This window comes from Streptomyces sp. NPDC005811 (assembly GCF_040630405.1).
Classification (GTDB): Bacteria; Actinomycetota; Actinomycetes; order Streptomycetales; family Streptomycetaceae; genus Streptomyces.
Map to the genome: position 1 here is coordinate 1 of NZ_JBEXXK010000111.1, position 11,830 is coordinate 11,830.

At 69.1% G+C, this 11,830-nt stretch carries 15 protein-coding genes and 1 pseudogene; 6 read left to right on the top strand and 10 right to left on the bottom strand.

Annotated features, from left to right (window positions below; translation table 11 throughout):
• A pseudogene (locus tag ABZ490_RS51430) lies at window positions 1-1,439 on the top strand (phage tail protein); the annotation flags it as partial.
• Between the two features lie 82 nt (window positions 1,440-1,521).
• On the opposite strand, the gene ABZ490_RS51435 reads toward ABZ490_RS51430, so the two are convergent.
• The gene (locus ABZ490_RS51435) at window positions 1,522-2,004 is read right to left on the bottom strand and encodes a hypothetical protein (RefSeq protein WP_359007751.1); all 483 of its coding nucleotides are present in this window, start codon (window positions 2,002-2,004) and stop codon (window positions 1,522-1,524) included.
• 240 nt (window positions 2,005-2,244) lie between these two features.
• Between ABZ490_RS51435 and ABZ490_RS51440 the strand changes: the two genes are divergently transcribed.
• On the top strand, window positions 2,245-2,916 hold the full coding sequence (locus ABZ490_RS51440; RefSeq protein ID WP_359007754.1) for a PASTA domain-containing protein: 672 nt from the start codon (window positions 2,245-2,247) through the stop codon (window positions 2,914-2,916).
• 214 nt (window positions 2,917-3,130) lie between these two features.
• On the opposite strand, the gene ABZ490_RS51445 is transcribed toward ABZ490_RS51440, so the two are convergent.
• Window positions 3,131-3,682, bottom strand: coding sequence for a GNAT family N-acetyltransferase (locus ABZ490_RS51445; RefSeq protein ID WP_359007757.1), 552 nt, complete (start codon window positions 3,680-3,682; stop codon window positions 3,131-3,133).
• Window positions 3,670-4,956, bottom strand: coding sequence for a hypothetical protein (locus ABZ490_RS51450; protein ID WP_359007760.1), 1,287 nt, complete (start codon window positions 4,954-4,956; stop codon window positions 3,670-3,672). The genes ABZ490_RS51445 and ABZ490_RS51450 overlap by 13 nt, the downstream gene beginning before the upstream one ends.
• 165 nt (window positions 4,957-5,121) lie before the next feature.
• Here ABZ490_RS51450 and ABZ490_RS51455 point away from each other — a divergent pair, with 165 nt between their 5' ends.
• Together ABZ490_RS51455 and ABZ490_RS51460 are read left to right on the top strand one after the other, a co-directional pair.
• Window positions 5,122-5,328: a hypothetical protein gene (locus ABZ490_RS51455; RefSeq protein ID WP_359007763.1), complete on the top strand. Its 207-nt coding sequence runs from the start codon at window positions 5,122-5,124 to the stop codon at window positions 5,326-5,328.
• On the top strand, window positions 5,325-5,525 hold the full coding sequence (locus ABZ490_RS51460) for a hypothetical protein (RefSeq protein WP_359007766.1): 201 nt from the start codon (window positions 5,325-5,327) through the stop codon (window positions 5,523-5,525). The genes ABZ490_RS51455 and ABZ490_RS51460 overlap by 4 nt, the downstream gene beginning before the upstream one ends.
• Window positions 5,526-5,862: 337 nt before the next feature.
• On the opposite strand, the gene ABZ490_RS51465 is transcribed toward ABZ490_RS51460, so the two are convergent.
• From ABZ490_RS51465 to ABZ490_RS51480, 4 genes are all read right to left on the bottom strand, one after another.
• A complete protein-coding gene (locus tag ABZ490_RS51465; RefSeq protein ID WP_359007794.1) occupies window positions 5,863-6,024 on the bottom strand; it encodes a hypothetical protein in 162 nt (53 codons plus the stop codon).
• An 83-nt stretch (window positions 6,025-6,107) separates the two neighbouring features.
• A complete protein-coding gene (locus tag ABZ490_RS51470; protein ID WP_359007769.1) occupies window positions 6,108-6,344 on the bottom strand; it encodes a hypothetical protein in 237 nt (78 codons plus the stop codon).
• Window positions 6,341-6,514: a hypothetical protein gene (locus ABZ490_RS51475; RefSeq protein ID WP_359007772.1), complete on the bottom strand. Its 174-nt coding sequence runs from the start codon at window positions 6,512-6,514 to the stop codon at window positions 6,341-6,343. Before ABZ490_RS51475 ends, ABZ490_RS51470 begins: the two co-directional genes overlap by 4 nt.
• A complete protein-coding gene (locus ABZ490_RS51480; protein WP_359007775.1) occupies window positions 6,514-6,738 on the bottom strand; it encodes a hypothetical protein in 225 nt (74 codons plus the stop codon). Before ABZ490_RS51480 ends, ABZ490_RS51475 begins: the two co-directional genes overlap by 1 nt.
• A 144-nt stretch (window positions 6,739-6,882) precedes the next feature.
• Between ABZ490_RS51480 and ABZ490_RS51485 the strand changes: the two genes are divergently transcribed.
• Window positions 6,883-7,467 carry a hypothetical protein gene (locus ABZ490_RS51485; protein WP_359007778.1) on the top strand — a complete coding sequence of 195 codons (585 nt, stop codon included), beginning with the start codon at window positions 6,883-6,885 and terminating at the stop codon, window positions 7,465-7,467.
• A gap of 211 nt (window positions 7,468-7,678) precedes the next feature.
• On the opposite strand, the gene ABZ490_RS51490 is transcribed toward ABZ490_RS51485, so the two are convergent.
• Window positions 7,679-7,873: a hypothetical protein gene (locus ABZ490_RS51490; RefSeq protein WP_359007782.1), complete on the bottom strand. Its 195-nt coding sequence runs from the start codon at window positions 7,871-7,873 to the stop codon at window positions 7,679-7,681.
• 162 nt (window positions 7,874-8,035) lie between these two features.
• Here ABZ490_RS51490 and ABZ490_RS51495 point away from each other — a divergent pair, with 162 nt between their 5' ends.
• Window positions 8,036-8,977, top strand: a complete 942-nt coding sequence (locus ABZ490_RS51495) for a hypothetical protein (RefSeq protein WP_359007785.1) — start codon at window positions 8,036-8,038, stop codon at window positions 8,975-8,977.
• A gap of 423 nt (window positions 8,978-9,400) precedes the next feature.
• Here the strand turns inward: ABZ490_RS51495 and ABZ490_RS51500 are convergent, their stop codons facing one another.
• Both ABZ490_RS51500 and ABZ490_RS51505 read right to left on the bottom strand, forming a co-directional pair.
• Window positions 9,401-11,470 (bottom strand): cell division protein FtsK, encoded by a 2,070-nt coding sequence (locus ABZ490_RS51500; RefSeq protein WP_359007788.1) that lies wholly within the window; start codon window positions 11,468-11,470, stop codon window positions 9,401-9,403.
• 85 nt (window positions 11,471-11,555) lie between these two features.
• Complete coding sequence (locus ABZ490_RS51505) at window positions 11,556-11,735, bottom strand: DUF6257 family protein (protein ID WP_359007791.1); 180 nt, start codon at window positions 11,733-11,735, stop codon at window positions 11,556-11,558.
• Window positions 11,736-11,830 lie beyond the last annotated feature (95 nt).

The following is an 11,830-nucleotide window of genomic DNA, read 5'->3' on the forward strand; positions in this document are numbered from 1 at the left end:
AGCCCACCACCCTGCGGATATCTCACACAACCGGCATACCGCAACGATCACACATCGTCAGCCCCCAACGACATTACGTCGCAAAAGTCAGTAACGGTCGGATCCACGAGTCTTACGCACGGGGCGGCCGGGTCCGTGGGTATGCGGGCGGCGGGGACGTACAGGCCTACCCGGGCGGCGGCTATATCCAGGGCCCTGGCAGCGGCACGTCGGACAGCATCCTGACGCTGCTGGGGTCGGGCAATGTGGTGCGCAGCAGCAACACCGAGTTCATCGTGAACGCGGAGCAGACGGCGCGGCACCGCCGACTCCTGGAGTTGATCAACTCCGGTCAGCTGCCGAAGTTCGCGGCGGGTGGTCTCGTCACCAAGTCGCAGATGAAAGGTCTGAGTTCTCCATCGGACATGGGTTCGCTGACGTCGACGCTGGGTGATGTTCGTTCCCGCATCAAGGAGCAGATGTCCGGGGCGAAAGAGGCCCGACTGCTGCGGATCCTCGACTCCTACGGCAAGAAACTGATCGCCCACGAGAAGTCCCTGACCTCGGTGAACAAGGCTCTCGAAGCGGCGAAGTCGAAGCTGAACGATCTCAAGCAGGCTTCCGCGTCGCTGGCGTCGTCGGTGAAGTCCGGCGTGCTGTCCGCAGCGAACATCACTAAGGGCTCGTCCGGGGATGCCCCGGTCACCGTGGCCTCGATCATGGGCGGCCTGACCGCGTCCCGGGACAAGGCGACGGCGTTCGCATCCGCGCTGACGGGGCTCAAGTCGAAGGGCCTCGACAAGTCGCTGATCCAGCAGATCGGCGAGGCCGGTATCGACGGTGGCGGGCTGGAGACTGCGGGGGCGCTGCTGGGGGCGTCGTCGTCGGAGGTCAGCAGCCTCAACGACCTGCAACGCCAGATCAACACGGCGGCCACCGGGGCGGGGAAGACGACCGCGGATGCCGTGTACGCGTCGGCGATCAAGTCGCAGACCGCGGCCACAACCAAGCTCCAGAAGTCCCAGGACAAGCTGGAGAAGACGATGGCGTCGCTGGCGAAGTCGCTGAACCGGGCGCTCGGCGGGAAGGCAGCCGGCGGGATCGTGGGCGGGGCGGCGACGGGTGGGATCCGGTCGGGGCTGACGTGGGTGGGTGAGCACGAGCCGGAGCTGTTGCAGCTGCCTGCGGGGTCGCGGGTGTGGTCGGGTCCGGACTCGCGGCGGAAGGCGCTGGAGTCGGCGCCGTGGGCGTCGATGCTCAATCATCCTCGCCGCTCCGGCTACGCCCCCGCCGCCGCGGCTGCCGCGGCTGCGTCTGCGGGTGGGTCGGATCAGCCGCTCGTCATTCAGATCCGGCTCGGTGAGAAGGAGTTCGGCGAGCTGTGGGTGGAGACCGGCCGCCGCAAGGTCAAGGCCATCGGCTCGATCGAGGCCACACTCAAGCCGCCGCGCGGCAGGTAAGGAAGGAAACGGGAGGGGACACCCTGACGGGCACCCCTCCCGCTCTGTCGCTCGCGGCAGGGACAGGGCGTGCCACGCGCGCCTACATGCCGACCTCGTCCGTCAGGAGGCTCATGTCGAGGGTGATCGTCCCGATTGTGATGCCAGCCACCCCCCAGCACTGCGAGTTTGGATCATCCGCCGTGACGTCTCCCTGGCATCCGTTGGCCACGTACTCCGCCTGCGCGGCCTTCATCTTGGTGATCTGCTCCTGCGCCTTCGGGTAGTCGCGCCCCGACTTCTCGATGGCGTCTTCGAGGCCAGTGACGACTTCCATGATGTCGCGAACGTATCTGGCGCAGGCGTTGCTGGACGGCATCTGGCACGCGGATGTGCCTTCGTCGTCGTCGCCGTTGGCGGCCTTGAGCTTGGGTCCCCAGATGGGCTCCAGCTTCTCGGGAGTTGCTGAGGGCGTGGGCGTCGTGGTCTTCGCTTTCGGCTTGGCGTCCGCTTCGCCGCTCTTTCCGGAGCAGCCTGCGAGGGCGAGTGTGGCGGTGAGCAGAGCAGCGGTGGCGGCGTGGCGCATGGTCCCCCCGGACGTGAGTGTGGTGGAGACCGCATCATGTGCCGTGCGAGGGGCCCATGCGGGGCGTGTGTCCGGGTTGTGACCCTGATCGGGTGATCGTTCAACTGCTGGTCGACGTCGGCGCATCCACGGGTATGCATCCGCCTATTCGGGTCACAGCACCATCACACAGGGCACACGGTCACACTGCTGCCTCTACGCTCACCCTCCATCACAACCTGCACCAACTGGGGGGCAACCATGGCCAACTGGAAACTCATCGGCGGCATCGCGGGCGGTGTCCTCGTCCTCGGCGCGATCGGTAACGCGATCGACGGCGGCGGCTCGAAGGACACCGCCAGCAGCGCGAGCAGCAGCACCAGTGCCAGCACCCCCGCGGCCACGACCGAGACGGTCGACAGCAAGCCAGCGAGCAGCAACGACAAGGCGGAGACGAAGGCTGTCCCCAGCTTCGTCGGCATGGGCCTCCAGTCCGCCCAGGACACCGCCCAGGCCGCCGGGTTCTACGCCCTCGCCTCCCACGACTCCCTCGGCCGGGGTCGCATGCAGGCATTCGACCGGAACTGGAAGGTCTGTACCCAGAGCCTGAAGGCCGGCAAGACCGTGCCGACGGACACCGAACTGGACTTCGGTGCCGTCAAGCTGGACGAGGATTGCCCGGCAAAGGATCAGAGCGAGCCGGCCGAAGCGGGCGGGACGATGCCGGACTTCGGCGGGAAGAGCGTGAAGGCCGCCCGCGCAGCCCTCGACTCCAGCACCTCGATCACCGTCGAAGACGCCTCCGGGGGCAGTCGGTTCATCCTCATCGAGTCGAACTGGCAGGTGTGCTCGCAGTCCCCGAAGGCCGGTGCGAAGCTGAACGGGCAGCCGGTGAAGTTCACCGCGGTCAAGTTCGACGAGACCTGCCCCTGACGGGCGCAACCGCGGCCGTTACGGCAGTGGTTGAACCGACGGTCAGCTTGACCGTCGGTGGGGTGACGGAGACCGCTCCAGGGGTCCGCACCAGCGCGTACCCCTTCGCGCATCGAGCGAAAGCACTGGTCAGAAGGCTGGACCTCCGTTACGGAGGTCCAGGTCCCTGGCGACGACCGCAAGGGGTACCGGCTAACGGGTACCCCTGTCTCGGTCAGCGGAGGTCGAGGACCATGGCGTCGTACACCGGCGCCTCCGGCCACGGGTGCGACCGCCCCACTGTCCGGTAGCCCCAGGCCGCGTATGCCGCCCGTGCTGGCGCGGCCTCCGCCTCCGGGCGCACCGTGAGCGTGACCCGCTCCACCGCCAGGCCCTCCAGCAGCCGCGCGTGCAGGCCGGCCGCGACACCGCGGCGGCGCCACGGCTTACGCACCGCCAGCTCGATCACCGCGAACGTGCGCACGCCCGTCTCCCGGCCGAACTCCGCGCACACCGGATCCAGCAGGTTCGCCCACCACTTCGTGTCCGCAGGCAGCCGGTAGCCGTAGCCGAAGCCCACCACCTGGCCGCCGCCGTAGGCGACGACGAGACGGAACCCGGGCCGGGACCGGATCTGCTGCCCGTAGTGGTCGATGAACTCGGCGACATCCCGCGGGCCCTCGCAGTACGGAGGCTCCGCGTACACCTCCTCATAGGCAGGGAGGAACGCGTCGAGTTGCCCGGCCGCCTCCGGGCCCTCCCACCGCTCGAACCTCACCTCGGCCATCCGCCGTCCCCTCTCCGCTGCTCGGTGTACTCCGTCAACTCCCCGGCCGCCTCACGAGCGCTGGCCGCGTCGACCTCGTCGAGCAGCGACCGCACCTCGGCGAGGCGGCGTGTCACCCTGCCGGACTCCACCTCTTCGAGATGCTCCAGGCTGGACACGGCCTCTGCTGCGCCCTCGTCGACCTCTCCGGCCCGCACCAGCCCGCGGGCGAGGGTGAGCCGGTACAGGGCCCGGTTCCGGCCGTAGGTGCGGTCCTGGTGGGCGAGAGCAGCACGCAGGAACGGCACGGCCGCCCTGTGGTGCCCGGCGTCGGTGTAGAGCAGGCCGTGGGCGTAGTCGAGTTCGGCGTGCCCGTGGAACGCCGCCCACTGCGGTGCGGGGCGTCCTCGGGCGGGGCGCTCTACCATGCGCATGGAGTCCGCCAGCCGGCGCCGGGCGAGGGTCTGGTCGCCGAGCAGGGCCAGGGAGCGGGCCTCACGGGCGGCGATCAGGGACAGCAGCACCGGCGAGCCGAGGGCGACCGCCCGTTCGTGGGCGGCGCGGGCGAGGTCGTAGCCGTCGCGCGGCCGTCCCTCGAACGCGGCCTGCATGCTCAGCGACGCGAGGACGAGCACCTCGAGGTCGAGGTCGCGGAGCATGGTCGCGGTGGTCAGCGCCTCGCCCCAGTAGCGGCGGGCGGTGTCCTGCTCGTCAGCGTCGTAGTACAGCCAGGCGCAGTGCTCGGCCGTCTCCCCGGCGAGGAGCTGCAACTGGCGGCCGATCGTGTCCGGGTACGAGCCGGTGTTGATGACGCGGCGGACGCGGCGCAGATGCCGGACGGCCAGGGAGCGGACGTCACCGCCGCCGTAGGCGTCGTCGAGGGTGTACAGGGAGTGCAGGCCTTCGCGGAGCTCCACGATGTGCGCGGTTCCCACCGCCTCCGGAGAGCCGAGGGCGAGGCCGGCGGCGGCACCGATGGAGTCGGCGACGAACGCCCGGCGGTCCACTGCCACCACCTCCCTGCGTCCTGCTGCTCCCACCGTCGCACTCGGCTCCGGGCCGGGGAAACCGAGATCGAGGGGGGAGAGGCCGAACATGGCGTGGAGGACGCGCCAGGCGCGCGGCCGCGGGCGGGGCGGGTTGGGCTGGCGCCAGCGGCGGAACTGCCGGTCGGTGACGACGACGGGCTCACCGACGAGGGCGGCGGTCGTCTCGAAGGCGCGGAGGAACATGGCTGGCTTGTCCCATCCGCGCGCTGTGCACTCGCGCGCGAACGGCGTCGGCTCGTCGTCCACTTCGTACTCCTGGTGTTCGCCCCTGCTCTGACCGTAGCCGCAGGGTGCGGGCGGGAAAGTCCGCTTGCTGGGGAAAGTCCGGCGCAACGTCCGCGGCTACGTCCGGTGCGGGCGGTTGTTCGGGAGTTGTCTCGTGGTGAGAGGGAGCGACGAAGGGATCCCGAGGTGAGCGCTCTACACAGGACGACGCAGGAGCCGACCATCACGCTGCCGGATCCGACGCGGCCCCCGAAACCGGTGCCGGGCTGCACCGTGTGCGCCGGCCTCGATCGGCGGCGCGCGCAGGCGGAGAGGGCCGGGAACATCGGGCGGGCGACGACGCTGGAGATCGAGATGCGCAGCCACCCGCGGCACGCCGGGGGTGCGTCGTGAGCGGGGCTGAGCGGCAGTGGCCGCCGGCTGGTGGCAAGGCGGTCCGGGAGACGTCGAGCATCGCGTTCTGCGCCTGGCACGAGGCGTACAGCAACACGGCCCGGCCGGTGCGGGACTCCAGCGGGGCACGGCTGTTCGCGTGCCTGTCCTGTCGGCAGGCCTACGACCTGGTGCCGATCGCGGACGAGGAGCCGTGAGCTGGGAGATGCCGGACGCCTGGGACTTACCCCGCGACCGGTACTCCGGCTGGGCGTGTGTCTGGTGCGGCGCCTCGCTGCGGCTGGGCGGCGCCCCGGCTGGCCGAGCAACGAGTGAGCGCGGCGCCTACTACGCGGTCGATGTGTTCGAGTGTCTTCCCGGGGCCGGCTGCATGGCGGCACCGAAGCCCGTGGGACAGCGCTCCTGATCTCCGTCCGCCCCGCACCCCAGGCCGTTGAGGACGGACGGAACACGGCCCCCGCACGAAGTCACATCCGTCGGGGGCCGTACTGCGTTGTTGAGCCGGGTGAGGAACAGAACCCGGGCAGCGGGGCGTCAGCGTTCGAGGAGGCTGAGGACGACGAGCGCCACGAGCACGGCACCCACGGTTGACACCTCCACGGAGCGGGCCTTGCCTCCGACGGCCAGCGCCAGCAGCCCGACGATCCCGATCCAGATAGAGAGGCCCGTTTCCAGCCGCCAACCCATAGCCGGCACCCCCATCCCTGTCGCCATGGCGCAGGCATGCCCAGCCAAGTGCACGACCATCCCGGCAACGAGCCGTCTGGCCGGCCTCTGCGCTACTCCTCCGGGACCAGCTCGTCAGGCTCCAATGAGAAGAACAGCACGTAGGCGTCAGGCGTCTCGTTCGATCGCTTCACGGAGCTGTTGTAGAGGTGGTTGAACAGCTGCTGCCTGCTGTGGCCGGGAAGGGGCGCAACGCTGCCCTCGAAGGTGGCCAACTCGAAGTACTTGCCCTTCGCCCATGCAAGCGTGAGGACGTAGTGCCAGCGTTTGCGTACAAACTGCTTTGTCATGGACTGCTACTACCTTCCTCCTCCTTGATGACCGAGGCGAACAGGGCCTTGAAGCGCTCGCGCTGCTCCGGGCTGAACGGGGGAGCGGAGGCCACCGAGTGGTCTGCGCGTGCCACGCCTTCCGGGCCGAAGGTGGCCTCGAAGTCGGCGAAGGAGAACGGCGTCGCCATCACACGGAACCCAGGCTTTGGCAACACGACGGCCGTAGGGGTTTGGGCGTCGAGCCTGCGGGGTTCGTCATGATGCGGCGCAACTCTTCGACGAGTTCAGGCGTCGGATCCGGTGCTGCGTCCACGACTTCGTCGATGTGGGCGATGACGTCGTCACCGAGGATCGCGCGGCGTCTTTCCGATGGAGTCATGGCGGGGCAGTCTTGGCACGGAATGCGGTTCATGTGGTCATTGCTGCCCTGGCGGCCTCAGCACCGCTCCACCTGATCGCATGGTTTGACCGAAGGTACGAGACGTATACCGGCGCGGTTGCCGCGCGGCGCGGCTGACGGTACGAGAGTGGCGCTACAGGAGACGACAATGGAGTGATGGACCAGGGGAAGGCGGCGGTACTGTCCGCCGCGATCACGGGCGTGGTCGGCATCATCGGCGCGATATGCGCGTTCGCGGCTGGCAAGGCCTCGGCCAAAGGCGTGGTCGAGGGTGTCAAGTTGCAGCTCTCCGATGCGCGTGATCTCGCGCTGTGGACAGACAGGCGGAACGCATACGCGTCGTTCCTCGCTGCCGCAGACGAGGTGCGCATCGCGCTCAAGCACGCGCTCCGGATCGTCGGGTCATACCTTGAGGAGGGCTTGGGTTCGGGGCAGGCGGCCACCGAAGCTCACAACGACTTGAAGGAACGCCACAAGGAACTTCTCTTCCGCCAAGCTGTTCTGCGTCTGTCGGTCGATGACCCGGAGATAGCGAAGGCATGGGAGTTGGTCGGCGCTGCAGGAGAAGCCCTCGAAGGCCTCGACGGCTGGGCGGACGCCGTACACGCACACCGCGATGATGCGGCCGCATGGAACCGTTTTACGGCGAGCCGGGAGGAGTTCGAGGCTGCCCTGACCGAATGGGCGGCCACCGCGCGAGCGCGACTGGCTGAGAGCGGGCCGTCCTCAGGGCAGCGGTGACGGTGACGCAAAGAAGCCGCTGGGCCTCTGTCACACGGTTCTGGGGGCTACTCCGTCGGTCACGTCCCGCGGATCGAGGCGAACAGGGCCCGCAGGTGCTCGACCTGCTCGGGGCGAAGCCGAGGTGCTGCTGCCGCGCTGCGGCGTGCTTCAGCCGCTGCTGCGGGGCCGAGGCGGCGTTCCGCCTCCTCAATGGAGAAGTCGCCCGCCATCAGGCCGGCACCGCGGCAATGTGGGTCTCAGCCGGCTCCGGCCGGGGCGACGGGATCCCACCCGCGGGGCTGATCATGATCCGGCGGAGCTTCGCCACGAGATCGGACGCCGGATCCGGCGCCGCGTCCTCGCAGGCGTCCATGGCAGCGACGATCTCCGGGCCGAGGAGAGCGAGCCGCTCTGCTCGGGTCATGCGGGGATTCCTGCGGACAAGCACAGCGACTGATGATCACGGGTCTTCATGGGTGGAACGTGCCCACCGCCCCAGTGCCTGGATCCACCCGATCGCGGGATTTCTGACGGTCTCGCAATAAGGGCTACTGCCAAGAACGCCTCAATGCCTACCGTTCTGCCCATGAACGACGTTATGCCTGAGGGCGAAGCCATACGCCTCTTCACCGTGCCGATCACGCCTGAACTTGCCCAGGAAGTTGCCGCGATCCTGGCGCGATTCCGTGAGCTCGCAGATGACACTCTGCGCGTTCAGGACCCCGAAGCATTCGAGCAGAACACCACCTCTCTGCTTCGCAGAGAAGCGGCCGAGATCGACGGCCTCAGCGAGCCGCTGCGCACCGAGCGGCAGAGTCTCCACGCCCTGCTCTTGGAGACGGCGGAGCTCACGACGAGCAACGCGCTCGACCACGTGCGAGCCCTGGAACACGACATTCTCATGCAGCCGCCTCCGGTGTGGTCGCCCCTCACTCTCAGCCGGGTCGTGCTGGAGGGCGTGCTATTCGCGGAGTACCTCCTCGACGCCACCATTCCCCTGAACAAGCGGCTCGCCCGACTGGCTGGGATGTGGATGACCGATGCCACGCATTCCCAGAAGTTGGCAGATGCCATCGGGCCCGAGGATCAGGCAAAGGCCGCTGACATGCTGGTCTACGTCAAGGACTGCCTGCAGAAGTGCCAGGCCAGCGAGCGACACAACGCCAGTGGCAAGCTGATCGGGTACGTCATCGATGGCGAGACCGCAGCCATGGATATGAACATCACCGAGCGCGCTTCCAAGGCCATGCCCTCGTGGCTTCCCGCGCCCTACCGGCTGACGTCCGGTGCGGCTCACAACCGCCCGTGGATGATCGGCCGCGCCCGAAACACCGCGGGCGACGGCGGCCTCGTAGGAGAGGCCGCCACAATCATGGCCGCGGCGATGGTTGCCATGGGCGCCGTCGAAGCGGTCGTAGACGCGTTCGGGGAGTACTTCGGTGTCGACGTGAGCGAAGGGCTGCGGGAGATGGAAGACGAGCGAATCGCCTTCTTCTATCGGGCGCTCGCGCTCGCCCACGGGCAGTAGGTGCGGGGCAGGCCTGCCCCCGGACTTGACTCCTCGACTTGCCAGCAGTCAGCGCGTGCCAGCCGCGTAAGTACGGCGCCAGGCGCTGTGCGCGCGTCGGCCAACCCGCAGCCTTAGCTTCTTCCCTCGGCAGCACGGGCACGTCCGCGGCTTCCCGAACCGCAGGACCTCACCCGTACCCCGGCACCGTCGGCAGGGCGCGAACGGCCGGACCGCACACAACACTGCGTAACCGCCGAGCGCGAGCAGCAGCGCGGCCATAGCAACCAGCATGGGTGTCTCTCCCTCTCGGATCCTGGGTGTTTCCCGTTTCCCGGGCCCCCGCTGCTAGACGCTAGGTAACAGGTCAGGGGCATGTTCCGGTGCTAGTGGGGGTGCTAGACCTAGCAGGGCGGGGTGCTAGGTCTAGCGGCCGTACTGGGGTCAGGCGGCGAGCCGATCCGCTTCACGGCGGGTGACGGCGGCGACGACATCGGCGCGCTTGATGCCGCGCCGGTTCTTGCCCTCGCCCTCGTCGTCGGTGCCCCACACCTGGTCCGTCTTGACGGACCACGGCTTCACCGCGGCGGTGACGTTCTCGCCCTTCCACTCCCCGTAGGTGTCGGGCCGCAGCTCGGCGAGCCGGGCGGCCAGGCGCTCGCACCACACGGCCTTCTCGTCCGCCCGCATCACCTTCAGCACGTCGCCGAGGACGTCCATCCCGACCGTCGCCGAGGGGCCCTCGCCGAGGGCGTGGCCGGTGATGTTGCCGTACTCCTCGCGCGCCTTCCGGGCGCGGGCGACGACCAGCTCGGCGGCGGGGCCGTCGACGAACGCGGACGCAGTGATGAGCGGGTCGTCGCCCTCGCCGGACATCCAGCAGATGCCCCGGTCCGAGCGGGAGAACATCGTGGCGCGGATGCCGGCCTTGTACGCACCCGTGCCCAAGACCATGTCGTTCGCGGTGTGACCCATGACCTTCAGGCAGAACCGCAGGACCGCGTTCGCGCTGATGCCGGGCGGGAGGGACTTGGCGTCGGGGCGCTGGGTGGCGAACATGCCGACGATGCCGAGGGCGGGCCCCCGCTTGGCGACGTCGGTGCAGATGGACTCCAGCTCTGCGCCGTACTTCTCGTGCTCGAACGGCACCTGGCACTCGTCGAACCCGACGATGATCGGGTGCAGGCCGAGACTCTTGTCGCTGGCCAGCGCCGGGGTGACCTTCGACTCCGGGCAGCGGGACTTGGGCAGGTTGCGGATCACCTTCGCCCGTCGGCGGAGTTCCTCCTTCAGCTCACGCATGGCGTGCAGGACGTACAGGAGATCCTCGTCGTCCTCCCCGGACCGGTACCGGTGGCAGACCGGCTCCAGCGGGCCGAGGTCGCCGGTGCCCTTGAAGTCGAACGCCCACAGCTCGGCGCGCGGGTCGAGGGCGCCGATGAGCAGCAGCAGGCGAAGCAGGAACGTCTTGCCCATGCGGGGGATGGAGCCGATGACGATGGAGGCGAACATCAGCGTGACCTTGATGTCGCGCATCCGCTGGTCGTTGCCGAAGACGACCGCCCGGAACAGGTCGACCTCGCCCTCCTTCAGCAGCGGCCACGGCGGCTTGCTGGTCTCGTTCATCGGCTTGTCGCCCACCCAGAGGATGAGGCGGCCCTCGTGCTCGTCGGGGTCGCCGGAGGGCCAGACGCAGCCGAGCTTGCGGCGCAGGCCGGAGGCGAGGGCCTGGCGCTGCTCCATGATGTCCTCGGGCACGACGCCGTAGGGGAGGTCGAGGTCGGCGCGGTACCCGGGGCCGTCGCGGGTGATCTCGCTGGTGAAGCGCATGCCGTTCATGTCGCCGCCCTTCTTGATGGCGGCGGAGATCTTCGGGTTGCCGATGGAGTCCAGGGCCCGGAGGACGATCGTGCCGGTGAGCTTCTGCAACTCGGTGCGCATCACCGCGGGGCCGATGACGGGGGCGTCGGGCTGCTGGCCGAAGTAGCCGAGGGTCAGGACCCCGCCGGCCGCGAACACCCACAGGAACGCCGGGGCCATGACGTACAGCCAGAGGGCGAACCCGGTGCCGAACACCGCGGCGACGACGGTGACGAGGCCGCGCAGGCGGATGCGGCCGGACCGCAGGCGGGCGAGGCGCATGTACTCCTCGACGTCCTCGGTGCGGACGGCGTAGTCCCGCAGGGGCGCGGCCTCGCGATCCCAGATCCACCGGTTCGTGCCGGTGACGAGGCGGGCCGCGCCGCGCGGGGCCATCATGGCCAGCTGCGTGGCGTACCAGGGGGCGCGCAGGCCGTGGTAGGCGGTGGCGTATCCGGCGTGTCCGGCGGCGCGTTCGACGGTGGCGGCCAGGTCGCGGCGGGAGCGCAGCCACGGGGCGACGATCGGGCGCCGCTTCTCGGTGGTGACGCCGGGGACGGGGAGCTGGGGGTTGTCGACGGGGATGGGCGGGGCGTCGACGGTCTCGGTGCCGGTCGGCGCGGCCTGTGGCGGGTGCTCGATGGTCTCGGTCATGCTGTGGTCTTCCTGCCTCTTGCTGGGGTACGGAGGCCCGGGGCGGCTGGTCTTCCTTGGCCGGCGGACGGCCGCCCCGGGCGGTCTACTTGCCGGTCTTCTTGCGACGCAGCGCCTGCCGCTCGATGCGCTCGATCCGGGTCTTCAGGTCGGAGAGGTCGACGGTCGGTCCGGCCGCGCCGCGCTTCGCCATGCGGGCGACGAGGGCGGCGACCCGCACCTTCTCCCCGGCGGTGAAGTCGGAGAACGTGAGGTCGTCAGCCACGGTTCTCCGTAAGTTGTTAGGCGGCCCGGGAGGGCCGGGTGTGGCTGACGGTTCTCTGCCATCAGTGGCTTCGAAGGAGTGGCCGCCCGGTTCTC

What these genes read in the sequence shown, in the direction of transcription:
- ABZ490_RS51435 (WP_359007751.1), bottom strand. Translation starts at nt 2,004, where the DNA reads ATGCGCCACGCCGCCACCGCTGCTCTGCTCACCGCCACACTCGCCCTC.
- ABZ490_RS51440 (WP_359007754.1), top strand. Translation starts at nt 2,245, where the DNA reads ATGGCCAACTGGAAACTCATCGGCGGCATCGCGGGCGGTGTCCTCGTC.
- ABZ490_RS51445 (WP_359007757.1), bottom strand. Translation starts at nt 3,682, where the DNA reads ATGGCCGAGGTGAGGTTCGAGCGGTGGGAGGGCCCGGAGGCGGCCGGG.
- ABZ490_RS51470 (WP_359007769.1), bottom strand. Translation starts at nt 6,344, where the DNA reads ATGACAAAGCAGTTTGTACGCAAACGCTGGCACTACGTCCTCACGCTT.
- ABZ490_RS51475 (WP_359007772.1), bottom strand. Translation starts at nt 6,514, where the DNA reads ATGGCGACGCCGTTCTCCTTCGCCGACTTCGAGGCCACCTTCGGCCCG.
- ABZ490_RS51480 (WP_359007775.1), bottom strand. Translation starts at nt 6,738, where the DNA reads ATGAACCGCATTCCGTGCCAAGACTGCCCCGCCATGACTCCATCGGAA.
- ABZ490_RS51485 (WP_359007778.1), top strand. Translation starts at nt 6,883, where the DNA reads ATGGACCAGGGGAAGGCGGCGGTACTGTCCGCCGCGATCACGGGCGTG.
- ABZ490_RS51490 (WP_359007782.1), bottom strand. Translation starts at nt 7,873, where the DNA reads ATGACCCGAGCAGAGCGGCTCGCTCTCCTCGGCCCGGAGATCGTCGCT.
- ABZ490_RS51495 (WP_359007785.1), top strand. Translation starts at nt 8,036, where the DNA reads ATGAACGACGTTATGCCTGAGGGCGAAGCCATACGCCTCTTCACCGTG.
- ABZ490_RS51500 (WP_359007788.1), bottom strand. Translation starts at nt 11,470, where the DNA reads ATGACCGAGACCATCGAGCACCCGCCACAGGCCGCGCCGACCGGCACC.